11 protein-coding genes and 2 pseudogenes are annotated in these 15,897 nt (G+C 62.2%); 8 read left to right on the top strand and 5 right to left on the bottom strand.

Annotated features, from left to right (window positions below; translation table 11 throughout):
* Positions 1 to 85 precede the first annotated feature (85 nt).
* Positions 86 to 1,117: pseudogene (locus tag ACVWZA_RS19780) on the bottom strand (IS3 family transposase); the annotation flags it as partial.
* Between the two features lie 116 nt (positions 1,118 to 1,233).
* Here ACVWZA_RS19780 and ACVWZA_RS19785 point away from each other — a divergent pair.
* A pseudogene (locus ACVWZA_RS19785) lies at positions 1,234 to 2,371 on the top strand (IS3 family transposase).
* Between the two features lie 260 nt (positions 2,372 to 2,631).
* Here the strand turns inward: ACVWZA_RS19785 and ACVWZA_RS19790 are convergent.
* Complete coding sequence (locus ACVWZA_RS19790) at positions 2,632 to 3,186, bottom strand: nucleotidyltransferase family protein (RefSeq protein WP_457313140.1); 555 nt, start codon at positions 3,184 to 3,186, stop codon at positions 2,632 to 2,634.
* A gap of 464 nt (positions 3,187 to 3,650) precedes the next feature.
* Here ACVWZA_RS19790 and ACVWZA_RS19795 point away from each other — a divergent pair, with 464 nt between their 5' ends.
* From ACVWZA_RS19795 to ACVWZA_RS19805, 3 genes are all read left to right on the top strand, one after another.
* Entirely contained in the window at positions 3,651 to 4,517 is an 867-nt protein-coding gene (locus tag ACVWZA_RS19795) for a peptidoglycan-binding protein (RefSeq protein ID WP_457313142.1), read from the top strand.
* Positions 4,514 to 5,077, top strand: coding sequence for a hypothetical protein (locus ACVWZA_RS19800; RefSeq protein ID WP_457313144.1), 564 nt, complete (start codon positions 4,514 to 4,516; stop codon positions 5,075 to 5,077). Before ACVWZA_RS19795 ends, ACVWZA_RS19800 begins: the two co-directional genes overlap by 4 nt.
* A 91-nt stretch (positions 5,078 to 5,168) precedes the next feature.
* Entirely contained in the window at positions 5,169 to 5,354 is a 186-nt protein-coding gene (locus tag ACVWZA_RS19805; protein WP_457313146.1) for a hypothetical protein, read from the top strand.
* Positions 5,355 to 5,648: 294 nt separating this feature from the next.
* Here the strand turns inward: ACVWZA_RS19805 and ACVWZA_RS19810 are convergent, their stop codons facing one another.
* A complete protein-coding gene (locus ACVWZA_RS19810) occupies positions 5,649 to 6,548 on the bottom strand; it encodes a HEPN domain-containing protein (RefSeq protein ID WP_457313148.1) in 900 nt (299 codons plus the stop codon).
* 391 nt (positions 6,549 to 6,939) lie between these two features.
* On the opposite strand from ACVWZA_RS19810, the gene ACVWZA_RS19815 reads away from it, so the two are divergent.
* The 4 genes from ACVWZA_RS19815 (at position 6,940) to ACVWZA_RS19830 (ending at position 13,523) form a co-directional block, all read left to right on the top strand.
* Positions 6,940 to 7,527: an RNA polymerase sigma factor gene (locus tag ACVWZA_RS19815; RefSeq protein WP_457313150.1), complete on the top strand. Its 588-nt coding sequence runs from the start codon at positions 6,940 to 6,942 to the stop codon at positions 7,525 to 7,527.
* 5 nt (positions 7,528 to 7,532) lie between these two features.
* Complete coding sequence (locus ACVWZA_RS19820) at positions 7,533 to 8,552, top strand: FecR family protein (protein WP_457313152.1); 1,020 nt, start codon at positions 7,533 to 7,535, stop codon at positions 8,550 to 8,552.
* A gap of 154 nt (positions 8,553 to 8,706) precedes the next feature.
* Positions 8,707 to 11,568, top strand: a complete 2,862-nt coding sequence (locus tag ACVWZA_RS19825; protein WP_457313154.1) for a TonB-dependent receptor domain-containing protein — start codon at positions 8,707 to 8,709, stop codon at positions 11,566 to 11,568.
* Positions 11,565 to 13,523 carry an Atxe2 family lasso peptide isopeptidase gene (locus ACVWZA_RS19830; protein WP_457313156.1) on the top strand — a complete coding sequence of 653 codons (1,959 nt, stop codon included), beginning with the start codon at positions 11,565 to 11,567 and terminating at the stop codon, positions 13,521 to 13,523. Before ACVWZA_RS19825 ends, ACVWZA_RS19830 begins: the two co-directional genes overlap by 4 nt.
* On the opposite strand, the gene ACVWZA_RS19835 is transcribed toward ACVWZA_RS19830, so the two are convergent.
* Entirely contained in the window at positions 13,470 to 15,233 is a 1,764-nt protein-coding gene (locus ACVWZA_RS19835; protein ID WP_457313158.1) for an asparagine synthase-related protein, read from the bottom strand. The genes ACVWZA_RS19830 and ACVWZA_RS19835 overlap by 54 nt on opposite strands.
* On the bottom strand, positions 15,230 to 15,892 hold the full coding sequence (locus ACVWZA_RS19840; RefSeq protein WP_457313160.1) for a lasso peptide biosynthesis B2 protein: 663 nt from the start codon (positions 15,890 to 15,892) through the stop codon (positions 15,230 to 15,232). The genes ACVWZA_RS19835 and ACVWZA_RS19840 overlap by 4 nt, the downstream gene beginning before the upstream one ends.
* Positions 15,893 to 15,897: the final 5 nt, after the last annotated feature.

The raw sequence follows: 15,897 nt of genomic DNA on the forward strand, positions 1-15,897 counted from the left end.
TCAAGAACCACGACCGTTCGTCTGGAAGGCCGATCCCGATCACATTATCGCAGCTGTCAGGCGCGGGCACCAAACGTTGGAATCAATCCACTAGCTCGCCAGCGATGTAGCTGGGACCGTTATCGCTGAGCAGTCGGGGTTTGTGACGGGCATGGGCCTGGTCGCAACCTGAGGCTGCCAGCGCCATATCGAGGGTGTCGGTGACATCTTCGGCGCGCATCGTGCTGCACAGCTTCCAGGCGATGATGTAGCGCGAGTAATCGTCGAGCACGGTCGACAGATACATCCAGCCCCAGCCGATGATCTTGAAGTAGGTGAAGTCGGTCTGCCACATCTCGTTGATCCGGGTGGTCTGGGTGTGGAAGCGATCGGCAGCCTTGATCACCACATAGGCCGGGCTGGTGATCAGATCATGGGCCTTGAGCAACCGGTAAACCGTGGCTTCCGACACGAAGTAGCGTTGTTCGTCGGTGAACCGCACGGCCAGCTCCCGGGGCGACAGCTCGGACTGCTCCAGCGCCAGTTCGATGATCTGGTCATGGATATCGGTCGGGATGCGGTTCCACACCCGGCTCGGCGCGGACGGTCGGTCCTCCAATGCTTCGGGGCCGCCCTCGAGGTAGCGGTCATACCAACGGCAGAAGGTCCGGCGCGGGATGCCCAGTTGCTCCAGCGTGCGCCGGGCCGGCAGGTGCGACTGCTCGACGATCCTGATGATCTCGAGCTTCTCGGATGCGGGGTACCTCATTCGCCGTCCTCCCCATCCGCGATCATGCTTTTTTTGAGCAGGCGGTTCTCGAGCGTCAGGTCGGCGACGCACTCCTTCAGGGCACTGGCTTCGCGGCGAAGATCCTTCACCTCGTCGGTCGTGGCGGCACGGGCAGTGTCACCAGCCAAGCGGCGCTTGCCCGCTTCCATGAACTCCTTCGACCAGGTGTAATACAGGCTCTGGGCGATACCTTCCTTGCGGCATAGCTCGGCGATGCTGTCCTCGCCGCGCAGCCCATCGAGCACGATCCTGATCTTGTCCTTCAGCCGAGAAGCGCCGCCGGGTCGCCCGCCTGACCTGCTGCCCGTTTCCTGGACCATTTTGAGCTGGAAAATTCCAGTTTAGGATTGAGGGTCAGGAAGCGGAGCGAGTGATGAAGAGAGGTGGCTCGGCAAATCTGGATAGTAGGCCAAGTGGAGTTTCTGCCTGGAGGCGGCCATTGTGGCAGCCAAACAGGAGATCAGATGACGAAGCGAGCGCGCCGGAACCACAGTCCGACCTTCAAGGCAAAGGTGGCATTGGCTGCCGTTAAGGGCGAGAAGACGCTGGCCGAGTTGGCACAGCAGTTCGATGTTCATCCGAACCAGATCACGACCTGGCGCAGCCAGCTGCTGGAAGGGGCTGCGGGGGTTTTCGGATCGGAGGGCCACAGCGAGCCGGCGATCGACGTGAAAACGTTGCACGCCAAGATTGGCGAGTTGACGCTGGCGAACGATTTTTTGTCCGGGGCGCTCGGCCCGGATTCGTGATTAGGCGGGACTGTTGCCGAGCGCAAAACGATGATCGACCGTTCGCACGCGCTGCCGGTGGCGCGGCAGGCGCCAGGCGCTCGGGATAAGCCGCGGCAGCGGCCATTATCTGCCGCGACCGGTGTCGGCGATCGATCTCGCCATCATGCGGCGGATCGACGAACTGCACATGGCCTATCCGTTCGCAGGTAGCCGGATGCTGCGCGATCTGCCGGCGGCGAAGGCATCAAGGTCGGCCGCTTGCACATCGCGACTCTGATGAAGCGGATGAATATCGAGGTGATCTACCGCCGTCCGAACACCTCGAAGCCCGCGCCGGGGCACAAGATCTATCCCTATCTGTTGCGCAAGCTGGAGGTGACCCGGCCGAACCAAGTATGGGCGACGGACATCACCTACATCCCCATGGCGCGCGGCTTCGTGTATCTCGTCGCCCTCGTTGATTGGTTCACCCGGCGGGTTCTCGCCTGGCGGGTCTCGATCTCACTCGACACCGCGTTCTGCATCGAGGCGCTGGAGGAGCGCTGGCACACTACGGCAAGTCCACGATCTTTAACACCGACCAGGGTTCGCAATTTACGAGCACGGCCTTCACCGCTGTCCTCCACCGCGAGGAGATCGCCATCAGCATGATGGCAAGGGCTGCTGGCGGGATAACGTGTTCGTGGAGCGCCTCTGGCGCTCGGTGAAATACGAGGAGGTGTACCTGCATGCCTACGCTTCGGTCCCCGAAGCGCGCGTCGGCATCGGCCGCTACTTTGCGTTCTACAATGCCGTCCGCCCGCACTCCGCGCTTGGCGGCCGCACGCCCGACCAGATATACTTCGACCAGCTGCTTCTCGCTGCGGCATGATCAACCAGCGGCGATCCACTTATCCGGACCGCGAGCCTGTGCAGACAAGCCGAGCCACCTCTTTTGTAATGCAGACTTCTGACACTTTGATGCCCGCAGAAAACCGTGGCTGAGCAGCTGGTGTCACAACCGACCAAGATTGCTGAAAAACTCTCGCTTGCGGCTGTGGCGGCGGCATGATTCACCGCTGTAATTATTAGTTGCCTGCTCGGTCTCGGAAGGCTCTTGCCCTTAGCTGCCGCCGGAAAATACGGCAGCAATCAGCCCACGATCCTTAGCCATGGCCATCGCTCCTTGTAGCTCTGTGCCTTGAGCAAGAAGAGGTCTGGCCTCGAATTGAGCGGATTAATGCGTAGCGCCCCGGCAACGAGATCGGCCAAACCATTCGGAATGTATAGATCGCCAGCCTGCACCCCGATTCCGACGCAAGTGCAGGAAATGAGGTAACGATCGATTCCTGCACGGGCGGAGTCAAGCGCGGGGTAATGACCGCCGAAACGCTCGCGATACCAGAGATGTACACGCGCTTGGTTTCGTATCTCGACCGAGATTGGAAGATCGGCGGTGGCCTCGGCGACGTGACGAACCACCCGATCCTCGGCCTCCCAGGATAGGTCCCGGTCGTCGAAATAGAAGATGTCGTAATCCTTTATGCCCCATGTCGGATCGCGTTCGGACATCTCATTCCAAACGGTTTGAAATAGGCATCCCGCCGTTACATAGCATTCACGCAAGCGCATCGGCTTGAGGCGGCGAACCAGTTCTACGTTGAACGGATTCTTGAGTACGCACACGCGAAATTCGAGCTCGGTCATGCCGCGATCGTAGCACGCGCATGCCCGGTTTCGGCAATCATCCCATTGCTAACGAAACGCGATGTTTGGGCAGGAAGTGCCCCGCCGACTAGTGTCAGAACCGAACGAGACTGTTGAAAACTAACGCTTGCCGCCGTCGCGCCAGGGCGATTCACTCCTGTAGGGCTGCAGGGAGTGCGGGACATGATGGGTCGGAAGGTGGCGCAAGGGTCGCTGTTCTACGGCTTCCGGCTCGACGATCAGGTACCTGCGGATCACCTGTTGTGATCTTCCAAGTCTGGTCTCGCAACCGCTAGGAATCACATCGAAACCAAATCGTCCACCGTTACACTTCCGTTCTGACACGGCCTCTAACGTCCGCATCAACGACGGAGACTTTCGTCCTTGTGCACCACTCGGAACCACCGCTCGGAGGAACTTAGGTTAGCAACGTCGGTTCTGCAGTCGGGGAAAGGGAGCCTAGCATGGTCCAAAATAGAAAGCTCACCGCGGGCGAGATGCAGCTGGCGAGAACGGTCTACGCGTCCGCCATTCCCTTTGACCGGGTCTTCATCACCAACCTGGAGCTGGGCTCCGCCGTCACGCTTGCGGGTATGAACCCGTCCTCCGGCAGATTCGACTATACGGTCAACTGGAAAGACGGATTTGGCGGCATCATAACTGATTCCGAGCGCTGCGCCACGCTGATCCATGAACTCTGCCACGTTTGGCAGGGTGAGAATGGGGTCTGGCCCACCTTCTACATGGGCCAGTCGCTTTGGTCCCAGCTGTCCAGCGGTGTGACCGACGTCTGGAAGACCCGCAAGTGGCGGGGGTGGGGCACGCACCGCAGCACCGCCTACAAGTTCCCGCATTCTGCCATCGGCAATCCTTGGACCAGCTTCAACGTCGAGCAGCAGGCCTCGTTGGTGGAAAGCTGGTTCATGCCGGAACGCAAGCGGATACGGCCGGCGGGACTAGGCCGTGTCTTCATCTCCGACTTCGGCGATGGCGTGACCGGTGGCGACCGATCACGATGGGACCCGCGCTTTCCCTACATCCGCGACGTGATCCGCGCCCGCAATCGCAGTGCTGCCTACCGTCCGGTCACGCTTCCCGGCGGTGGCGATCCGCAGATAAAGGCCATGCAGGACCGGCTGGTGGCGCTCGGCTATCTCGAGGCGCGCCACGCCGATGGCCTGGTCGGGCGCAGCAAGAGCGCGACCCTGGACGCGGTTCAGGCCTTTCAGCGCCGCAACGGCCTGAAGACCGATTGCGACCTAGGCGGCCCTAACAGCCAGACGCGCCAGCGCTTGGCTATGCCGGCTACGAAGCTGGTGCGTGCGATATGATCCGCGGGGTGGCAGCGATCGCGCTCCTTCTCGCCGCGTGCAGCCGCAGCACGGGCGGTCCGCTGGAGCCGGTGGAGACGCCGGGCGTTCAAGTGTCAAAGGACGCGGACGGCGACCGCGCGGCCACGGTTCAGGCAGGAGCGGTGTCGGCCCGGGTATCGGCCCACTGGTCCGACACTGGCGGACAATCGGTCATGCTTGTTTATAATAATCGTGGTCGCACCGGCGTCCGCATCCAACTCGGTATGCTGGCGATGTCTGGCCCGGCGGGCGAGGCTGTGGTCATGTCCGCAGCCGACGTGACGAACGTCGATCTCCTAGACAAGCGCACGGACAACGACGACGCTCGCGTTCTTCTTCAGCGGGACGACTATGGCAAAGCCAGTGGCAGGTTGGACTTGCCGGCCGGCGCTGAGCGCCGTGTGGATGCTCAACTCAGCCCCTTCTCGAACATGACGGCCACTGCGGCCGGGAACGAGGTCACACTCCGCGTGCCCATGCCAAGCGCTCCCCGCAGGGTTGGATTTGTCGCGCGCCGGCCTTCCCTGCTGCCTTTCTAATTCCATTTCGTTGACGCGCGCAGTTCTCTGGACCGATGGGCGCACGTTAGCGACGAACGCGCAGGCCGATATCGCGTTTGTGAATGCCAGCATGAAGGCGCTGGTCGATCTACTCCCGGCTCAAGCGACTGCGCCGGCAAAACAGCGGCGGACCCTGTTGGCGGCTGCTCAAGCCGTGCGAAACTATCGCATCGACCGCGTCGAGGCCATCACTGCGTTCCAGCGCGTGATCGTGAACAGTGTCGATCAGATCCGAATTGGAGCAAATACTGTCTGAAAAAGCGGGCATGCGGGACACTATGACGCCAGTCTTCGTTAGAAATACAGCGCCGTAGCTGGCACACGGATAACCTCAGAATGGCCGGGTGGTCGGCGCGAATGTCCAAGCCGTTTGCGGCTAAAGGTGTCGGCCCATGCACCTCAGACATGGCTCAACACCCGGCTCACAATCGACGATGATGATCTACGGGAGTCGGGTCGCGCTGGACATTCACAAACGCGCCCGCAAGCCGCGTGCCGATATCGGTAAATCTCCGCTGAGGCCGTATGTCGCGCGAAACTTCGGTCGAGATTATCCGAGTGCCAGCCGCTCCTGGCAGATTTCTCGCACCAGCGATTGCAGCACATCGATACGCTCGCCGATCCATTCAAGCTCTTCGGGTGTGATCTTATAGTGCGGCGAATAGCGCGCATCGACATAGGCGCGCCGCAGCAGCTCGAAGCAGCGCTGACCGAAGCGAGTGTCGCGCGGCCATACCGCGATCAGTCGCGTCTCATTGCTTTCCGCCTGCGAGCGCAAGAAATTGAGCTTGTGCGACTTCGGGCTGTAGAGCGTCAGCACGAGCAGGACGCAGTGATAGAAACGCTCGGCCGCCTGATGATAGTTGAAAGCAGCTTCGTTCGGTCGATCAATGCTGACGAGAAATGCCGCACTCTTCTTAAACGCCTCTGCGCTCGAGAACCATTTGTCGAAGTAGCCTTGCGCTTCGGCCTGCCGCTTCGCACGCGCGATGTGGCGCGGCGGCTCGAAGTCGCAACCCTCCGTCTCATAGAGCACTATCCCGTCTCGCGCGATGTCGGCGAAGAACGGTCGCCCGTGCCGCAGCTGCTCGTTCAGGTCGGCGAGATCATGGACGATGAAATTGACCGGTGCCGAGATCGACTTCTCGATCGTGACGGCGCGCATAAAATGGTCGTCGGCCTTGGCCCAGAATTCGAGCACGTCGGTGAGGCGCCGGTCGCTGACGACGATGAGGATATCATAGTCCGAGAAATAGCCGCCCTTGGGATCGGCCACCCAATCGCCGCGCGCGAACGAGCCGAACAGCACGATCCTGAGGATGCGGCCCTGCTTCTTCCAGTCTCGTGTCGCAAGCGCGGTCGCGTCCTCGAACTCGGCGAATAGAATTTCGACCGCCCGTTCGAGATCGCGCCGGTTCCGGTCGGGAAGATGATCAAGGTCCGTTCTCATCGTGTTCAGTGTTCTCGATCGACAGGGCATTTGGCAAGGGCTGTTTGGATGATTACCCGAGCGCCGCAATAATAGACTTAAACAACACCTTGCGCCCGGGCTTGCAATGCCCCGCATAACGGATAAGTTGAGCGGGCGCTGCACAACACCGCGGCGCCGAGGCGCGGGAACACGTCCTGGAATTTGGTCCGGAAGATTGATTCGTGTCCGGGTCGTTGCTGTGAATGTCCAAGCCGGCTTCCGGCTAAAGGCGGTGACATCGCTCCAGGCTGCTCCCGGTTTCCGACGTTGGTCGGCGTTTCGACGTGGATCGTGCAATGGCTTGCCACATCGCTGGTATGGGTCGGGGCCGCGTCGAGCGGTCGTCCTCGGCCGTGTCGTGCGCCTGAGCGTGCGCGGCGACGAGATGGTCACCGAGTTCGTGAGGTCGCGCGTCTCGGCGGGAGATCCGCTGCCGCCGGAAGATCGTGCAATTGCGGCCGTCGCGGATCGCTCGATCGACGCGCTGTATCGCACGCAAGCGCCACGCCTGCTGCGCTTTTTCGCGCGACGTTCCGGCCACGACGACGCGCTCGATCTTGTACATGAAACCTTCGAGCGCCTCGTCCGCCGCGACAGTGATTCCGCGCCCGCCGTCGATCGTCCCGAAGCCTATCTCAGCAGGATCGCCGGCAATCTCCTGCGCGACCGCGCCAAGTTTGCCGTGCGACGCGCGGCCGCCTTCCATGTGTCGATCGACGACGTGTCCCTTACAGGCGACGATCCACACGACCAGTTGGAAGCGCGCGACATGATCAATCGCCTGGAAACCGCTATGCAGCTACTCCGTCCACGGACACGGGAGATTTTCATGGCGTGCCGACTTGATGGCTATACCTATGCGGAGGTCGCGGAGCGGGTTGGAATGAGTGTGCGCGGCGTTCGCAAGGAGATGAGCCGGGCCATCGCCGAGATCGATCGCGTTCTCGGCGAGGAATGACGGTGATGTCCGGCCACGCGTGCCGATCCGACGAGGCGGTGCGCCGTGATGCGTCCGACTGGGTGACGCTGGTCCACGACCCAGACAGCGCCGTCGATCGTGCGGCGTTCGAGCAGTGGCGCATGGCTGATCCGCGGCACGCCCAGGCATATGCCCGCGCCGAACGCGCTTGGGATAGCGCGGCGTTGCTGGGACAGACCAGTTTCGGGCGCGTACGCGGTTTGCCCGAGCGGCGGCGCATGATCGACCGGCCGCCGGTGCGTTACGCGTTTGCCGCCGCGGCAATGTTGGTTGTCGCGATCCTCGGCCTGTCCGTGAGCGGCGTTCGATTGGTCGGCCCCGATCGCGCGTCGCAAGCCACAGAGCTGGCGTCGCGCGTCGGTCAGATCCGGAAAATCGCACTGGCGGACGGATCGACCGTCACGCTCGATACCGACAGCGTGCTGCACACCGCATTCAGCAGCAACGAGCGCCGCCTCTATCTCTCACGCGGTCGCGCACGCTTTGTCGTGGCACATGATGCCGCGCGCCGGTTCGTCGTCATGGCCGGCAGCGGCTCCGTGATCGCCCGAGGGACGATCTTCGATGTGGCTGTCGCCGGCAACCACGTAAAGGTGGTGTTGCTGCGCGGCGTCGTCGAAGTGCGCGGCGGCCGTTCGCGATTGGCGGCATCGCAACCCGTGACCGCCCAGCTCAAGCCGGGCCAGCAAATCTCCTATGCCGCGGCCGAGCCGCTGGTAACTCCGCAGCCGGCTTCCGCGGTCGAAACCCAATGGCCTGCCGGGATGCTGAGCTTTGACCGCACCCGGCTGGCCGACGCCATCGCCCAAGCCAATCGCTATAGCACGACGAAGATCAGCCTAGCCAATCCCTCGCTCAATGATCTGCGCCTCACAGGTGCCTATCACGTTGGCGATGTCGCCGGCCTGGCGGAGAGCATCGCTGGCTCGCTCGGTTTGCATGTTGCCCGAACCAAGCGAGGCGACCTTATGATGTCCGCCCCGCCTTCGGCCCCTGCCAGTTGAAATAATTCGCTCAAGGGAGGGGCAGGTCTTCTCCCGCTGTCGTCAATCGCCCCGAACGACGCCGCCAAGTGCGTCGCGAGGGGAGACGACGAACGTGACTAGACGGTTCTCAAGAAGCATCTGTGTCTGCGCTGCCGGTGCCTCGATCATCGCGATGGCGACACAGGCTCACGCACAAAAGGCCGGTGAACAACGGTATGATCTTCGAGCCCAGTCGCTCGGAACCTCACTCCGCGCCGTGGCGCTCGTTTCCAGCACGAACATCATCGTTTCCTCCGCGCTGATCGAGAGCAAGCTCGCCCCCACGCTTTCGGGTCGGTTCACAGCTATCGACGCCGTTTCGGTGCTGCTGCGAGGATCAGGTCTTCGAGCAAGAATGACAGGCTCTCGGATTGTCATTGAGCGGGACGCGCCTCAAGTCTCGTCCGACGAAAACGAGTCAGAGATCGTCGTAACGGGAACGCGAATTCGAGGCTCCGCGCCGATCGGTGCCCCAGTCATAGTCCTCGATCGAAATGCTATCGAAAGCAGCGGTCGCGGCAGCGTCGCCGATATCTTTCAGTCGATCCCGCAGAATTTCAATGGCGGCCCGAGCGAAACCACGGTCGGCACGACGGCCCGTAACGGCGCGGGGGCCAACGCAGCCAATGGTTCGAGCATCAACCTGCGCGGCCTCGGGACCGCCTCCACGCTCGTTCTCTTTGACGGCAACCGGCCCGCGCTCGGCGGGACCACGGGCACGTTCACTGATGTCTCGCTCATCCCGCAGTCCGCGATCGACCGGATCGAAATCCTGACCGATGGCGCTTCGGCGATTTACGGCACCGATGCTGTCGCAGGCGTGGTCAATATCCGATTCCGCAATCGCTTCGAAGGCTTCGAGACATCGGCGCGATCGGGCACTGCCGACGGCGATTTTGGCGAACTTCAGCTGAGCCAGATCGCGGGCAAACGATGGTCGAGCGGTGGCATCGTTCTCGCCTATCAATTTGCCAAACGAGATCGGTTCAGCGGTGCGGACCGATCATTCTCAACTGAAGACCTGCGACCCTATGGCGGCCCTGATTACCGGTCGCTCTATGCGTCACCAGGCACGATCGTTGCCGCCAATGGTGCCGTATTCGGCATTCCGCAGAATCAGAACGGTGCCACGCTGCGCGCAAGCGACCTCATTCCCGGTCAGATAAATCGCCGTAATGCACGCAAAACGATCGACCTTCTGCCGAGTCAGCTCAGTCACTCGCTCTATGCCTCGTTCGACCAGGATATCACGTCCGGCTTGAGACTGTTCGCGCGGGGCCTTTATGCGCGCCGGTCGTTCGATCAGCAGCGCCCGCTTGGATTTCCCGAAACGGTCAGGGTGCCGGTAACAAACGCCTTCTATGTCGATCCGATCGGCACGAGACAGCCGATCAGCGTGCGTTATGATTTTACGCCCGACCTCGGTCAGCAGCGCCAGACCGGCACGGTCGATGGCCTGACCACTACCGCCGGATTGGCGGGCTCTTTCGGCCGCTGGAACTATGAAGCATCCGTCACCTATGGTAGCCAAATCCAGCATTTTAATGCCTTCAACGCGGTCAATACTGCGCGGCTCGCCGTGGCCCTTGCCGACAATAGCCGAGCAACCGCCTTCAACGTATTCGGCGACGGCAGCTTTACGAATCCCGCCACTATCGATCGGGTGCGCGGCGGCACGCGGCAGCGCACCCACTACGCCGTATGGTCGGGTGCCCTGCGCCTCGACGGCCCATTGGTCGATCTCCCATGGGGTACAGTTAAGCTTGCGATTGGCGCGGAACATCGTGACGAGCGGCTCGATTACCGCCAGACCGCCGATATCCGGCGGCTTACCCCAAACGATAGCCTGCTTGCTGGTCTGCCCGGCCATCGCAACATCGAGGCGATGTATGGCGAATTGGCCATCCCCGTCTTTGGCAAAGGATCGCGCTGGTTACCCGGTAAGCTCGATATTGCTCTGGCAGGCCGGATCGAGCGATACAGCGACGTGGGTCAGACCACGAATCCCAAGATCGGCGTGACTTGGCAGCTGACCGATGGCCTTTCGCTTCGGTCGTCCTACGGCACATCGTTCCGAGCGCCCAATTTCCCCGAACAGGCCGGAACCGCCGGCAACTTCTATGCGCCGGTGTTTCTTGACGATCCGAACGCGCCGACGGGCAAGACGCTGGCGCTCGGGCTGTTCGGCCTGTCGCCGTTGATCGGTCCCGAAAAGGCAGCGACGTGGACGATTGGTGCCGATCTGAAATCGCTGCCGGTGGACGGGCTCACCCTGTCCGCCACCTATTTCAACATCGCGTACCGGGATCGCATCGGTTCGGCGTCGGCGGATTATTTGAGTTTCCTCACTCGCCGCGACCTCTACGGCTCCCTCGTCACCGACAATCCCAGCCCAGCGCTGGTCGCCAGCTATTTCGCAGACCCCAACTTCTTCAACACGCTCGGCGTCGGACCGGGGGACATCAAGGTCATCATAGACGGGCTGATCCGCAACTTGTCGGAGGTCACCATCCGCGGCATCGATCTCGACATCGGCTATCAGCGGTCGCTCGCCGGGGGCACGGCCGCTATCGGCATGGCAGGCACCTATCTGCTCGCGATCGACCAGCGGCTCACACCGACATCACCTGCGGTGAATGTCGTATCCACGCTCGGGAATCCGACTGATTTGCGGCTGCGCGGGCGTGCGTCATGGTCTAAAGGCGGCTTCGATTTCGGCGCTTTCATCAATTATGTAGCTCGGTATCAGAACCAGACAACGACGCCGGCCGAGCGCGTCGGTTCTTGGACGACGGTCGATCTCCAGGTCGGCTATCGATTTGCCGATAGTGGCCCTTTTCGTAATGCTCGCTTCGCGCTGAGTGCCAACAATCTGTTCGATCGCGCACCGCCTTACGTGAATAATCATGCCTTCGACTCGACACTCGCCTATGATCCCGAGCAGGCCAGTCCGGTCGGCCGCTTGATCTCGGTTCAGGCGAGATTTGGCTGGTGATCGCGACGTTGCTGACGGCAGCAATTGCCGCCGTCTCACCTTCGCAGGGTATCGGCGTGCGCGACATCGTGGAGATTGCCGACATCGCCTCGCCCGTGGTTTCGCCAGACGGCCGTTTCGTGGCGTTTCGCGTTGATCGGCCCTCGATCGAGCGGAACCGGGTTGATTTAACCTGGTATATCGCGAGGGTCGATACCGCCGCGCCTGCGTGGGCGATTGCCGATGGCGGTAGCGGACTGTTCAACAGCGCGGGAACCCTCATCGCGGAAGTGCCGACCTGGTCTCTGGATTCACGCGCCATCTACTTTCGAGCGCTGATCGGCGGGGCGGTCCAGATTTGGCGGGCATCGCTCGACAGCAACGCTGCGGCGCAGATCACGGCGGATGCTGCCGATGTTCGCAATTTCGTGCTGACGGCGGGCGGTCGTTCGATCGTCTATCGCACGGGAGCTACTAGGGGCGCCATCGCTTTGGCCGAGGCGCGCAGCCGAGATTCGGGCGTGCTGGTCGATGCCACCGTCGATCTGGCGCTCGGCGTGTCGGGCGGCAGCATCGTCAATGGTCGGTCGGCGAGCCAGCGCTTGACCGGTCACTGGTTCGAGCGTCGCGGGCTGCTGGATGATCAGCCCGAGCAAGTCAAAATATTCACGCTGGAAAGGGCCGCATTTGCGTCCGCTTACGACGATCAGGTCTCGGGGATCGGAGAAACTGGTTCGTCTTCGACGATAGAAGAACCCGGAGCGGAGATGAAGCGGGAGGCTTGCCGAGCGATACGGTGCGGCACCCGACGGATCATTCGCGTCCAGCTTATTCCTGACAGCACCGACGTTTTGGTCACGACCGAGACCGCTGCATTCGAACAATCGCTCTATCGTTGGCGGAAGGAAGCAGCATCAGCGCGCGTGCTAATGCACACCGACGGATTGGCAAGTGGGGGGCGCGATCCGGTTACGCCATGTGGAATCACCCCCGTTATCGCCATTTGCGTCCAGGCAAGCGCCACCGTGCCACCTCGACTCGTGCGAATCTCGCTGCAAACCGGAGCGGCGAGCACGATGTTCGATCCAAACCGGAATGTGCGGTCGCGGATCGAAACACCGGCGCGACAGCTGACGTGGCGCGACGCTCAGGGTCGCCAATTCACTGGCCAGTTGCTTCTGCCGCGGCGCCTTGCAAAAGGTCAGCGTGTCCCGCTCGTGATCGACTATTACCGATGCCCTGGCTTCATGCGCGGCGGTGTTGGCGACGAAACCCCGCTACTGCCGCTCGCCAGCCGGGGCATCGCTACCCTGTGTGTCAATGCGGTGTTCGCGGCCGCAACGCAGGATTCACAGGCGGATTATGCAGCGGCGCTGTCGGGCATTCGCGCGATCGTCGCGCAACTCGGCAATGACGGCATCGTGGATACGAGCCGCGTCGGCATGGCGGGCCTGAGCTTCGGGAGCGAAGTCGTCATGTGGGTCGCCCGTCACTCCTCGCTGCTTGCGGCCGCCTCGATCGCGTCCGGGCAGCTCGAACCGGGTTATTACTGGTATAACGCCGTGCGCGGTCGTGACGTCCCGGATGCGTTGAAGGCAGCCTGGGACCTTGGCGATCCGGACCACGACCGTGCCGGTTGGGCAGCGATCGCGTCGGCACGCGATACCGACGCGATCCGAGTTCCCTTGCTGATGCAGCTGCCCGAACTCGAAGCGCGGTGGTCGATGGAACTCTATGCCAAGCTCAGCCGATCGGCGACGCCGGTCGAACTCTACGCCTTTCCGAATGCGGCCCATGTCAAAAGCCAGCCGCGTCAAAAGCTGGCAGCATACGGGCGCAACCTCGACTGGTTTTGCTTCTGGCTTGCCGGGCAGGAAGATTTCGACCCGACGAAGAGTGATCAATACGCCTCCTGGCGACATTTAGCGGCGAGGCGCATCCCGATCGTCAAGATCGAGGATCGAACACACCCATAGTTCGGCATCGACCAGTTCGAGAATCCTGGTGTAAGCAAAATTGTCGGCGCTGACGGGCTTGCGGAGCGCCTCGCCAACAGCATCCCGGTCGATAATCCCGTTGCGCACGAGGTGGCCGTGCGCCAGCAGATCCAGCAGCGTCGGCCGGGACCGGGCAAATGCCGGCAGCACCGCAGATTCGAGCCGCCCCTTGCTGCGCCGCCCCGTAATCTCGCGCGGCAGGCGGCTGTCGAACGCCTCGCGAACCGCCGCGCGATCGCGACCTCCGGTCATCCAGCGCCAACTCGGCACCGCGATGCACGCTTCGATGACCGGCTGCGACATCAGCGGGAACACCACGCCCGGCTCGACGGCACGATCGAACGCGTCCATCATTGGCATGATCCGCAAAATTGAGGCGATGTGGGTCCGCGATCCGCACAAGCCATCGCCGGGACGGTCGAGCCACGGGTGCAATTCCAAGGGCGGACAGGTGGCGTTACCCAAAAACGCCGTCGTGACAGGCCACCTCTGTGGTCGCGCTGCGTCTAGCACAGCGCGTTGCAGCGCATGGCGCGCAACGCTCCAGCTAGTGGTGCCGCTGATATCGGCAATATCGGCAGCAGTCTTGCATGCCTGCGCTAAGCCCGTGCAGCGAAACGCATCCAGCACGGGCGTTGGCGAAAGGATATAGCAGAAAACATTGTCGCCGCCGGTGCCACTGAAAATAGCGTCCGCGCCGAAGGATATGGCAGCCGAGCCGGCAACAACGTCGATCGCATCAAGGACGCCGAACCCGCTAGGTCGTGGACGAAGCCTGCGGGGTCGTCGCGTAAGATCGATGTCGTCGGCGTTGACCGGAAGATCGATAATCGGCGCCGACGCCGCCTCAGCCATCAGGTGTGCATAAGGCCGTTCGTCTCCATCGGCACCGGGCGTATGGATCGTCGCACAACGCCACGGACCGCTTCGTCCGGCAAGGCAGCTTGCGAGAATCGAAGAATCGAGGCCGCCGGATAATTCGAGCTGAATGCTGTCGTACCGTGAACCCCACGCCGCGACCGTCCGGGCGACAGTGTCAGCTAGCGCGTCTGGTCGATTTGGTTTGCACGCGCCGCGTCGCGGTGCGAAAGTCCAGGGTGACCAGAGCATTTCGCATGCCGGTGTGGGTGCCCCCAAGATGATACGTTGACCGGGCAAGAGCTCCGATACTGTCTCGAGCCCGGTTCGTTCGGTCGGCAATTGGCGGTAGCGCAGCAGATGCGCGATCCCGGCCCAATCGACCCTTGCAGCCAGCAGTCCTGAAAAGATCGCGAGGCGAAGGTCGCTGAACACAATGTCCCAGCACTTCGTCCGGCAATAAAAGAGCGGCAATGCGCCTGACGGATCCCGGAACACTGCGAGCGCATTGCTCTGCCGGTCTCGCCAGAACGCGACATAGGCGCCCCACAAATTTTCAGGAAGGTAGCGTCCATCCGCCCCTTCGATGGCGAGGCACTGGCTTGAACGAAGCACCCGGACACGTCCGCCGCCGGCGCGATCGAAAATCGTGCCGACAAGGGCACCTTCGGCGCCAATGAAGGGCAGGATCGATGCCGCGTCGTCAATGAACAGCGTGGCGCTGCCGATCGCCTGCCGATCGAGACCCAGTCGGTCGAGCCGCTCAAACGCGGCCTGAACCTCGTTTTGCGCGTCATCGCGCGGAACGATCACGATTAGGCCCGGCCTCATATCGACAAGATCGGTGTCAGTTCGCGGATTGGCGCGAGCGCATCCGTAAGGATGAATGCGTCGGTCTGGACCCAGCAATGCGCCGCAAAGGGCTGGTCGCGAACGCCGATTACGAGCGTGGCGTCGATTCCCGCAGCGACAAGAAGCCCGAAAAGCGCGAGCGAGTCGGGCAGGCAGGCCCGGGCGATCGGTATCGCGTTTCGCGCTCGCGCATATCCTCGCGCGAGCGCGACAGCACGGCCCTCGGATACGACCGATCTGGCACCAGCCTTCCATGTCCGCACCACCTCAATAGTGCGTTCAAAGCCGGTGACCCTTAACCGCGCTTGCGCACCAAGCACCGCAAGCCCGCACCGCACGACGCTAGGCCGCCGGTCGAGATCGGGAGTCACTTGTTCGAGCGCGCTTGCGGTCGGTAGCGCGAGGAGCAATCCAGCGACCCGTCTCCCCGACCCATCGCCGGCCAAAATACCCGCCGCGGCCAGTTTACGAGCCGCCTCTGTCTGCTCGACGGAAAGCCGATCGTCTCGGGCGAGCGTAAGCAACACATCCGCGGCAACTTTGCCAAGCCGGGAATAACGATCCGCGCGAAGATCGAGCACGATGATGTGCTCGGCGAAGGTAGCGATCCAGATATGCGGGGGCAGTGTATGGCGCATCGCGA

This window comes from Sphingomonas sp. UYAg733 (assembly GCF_054057355.1).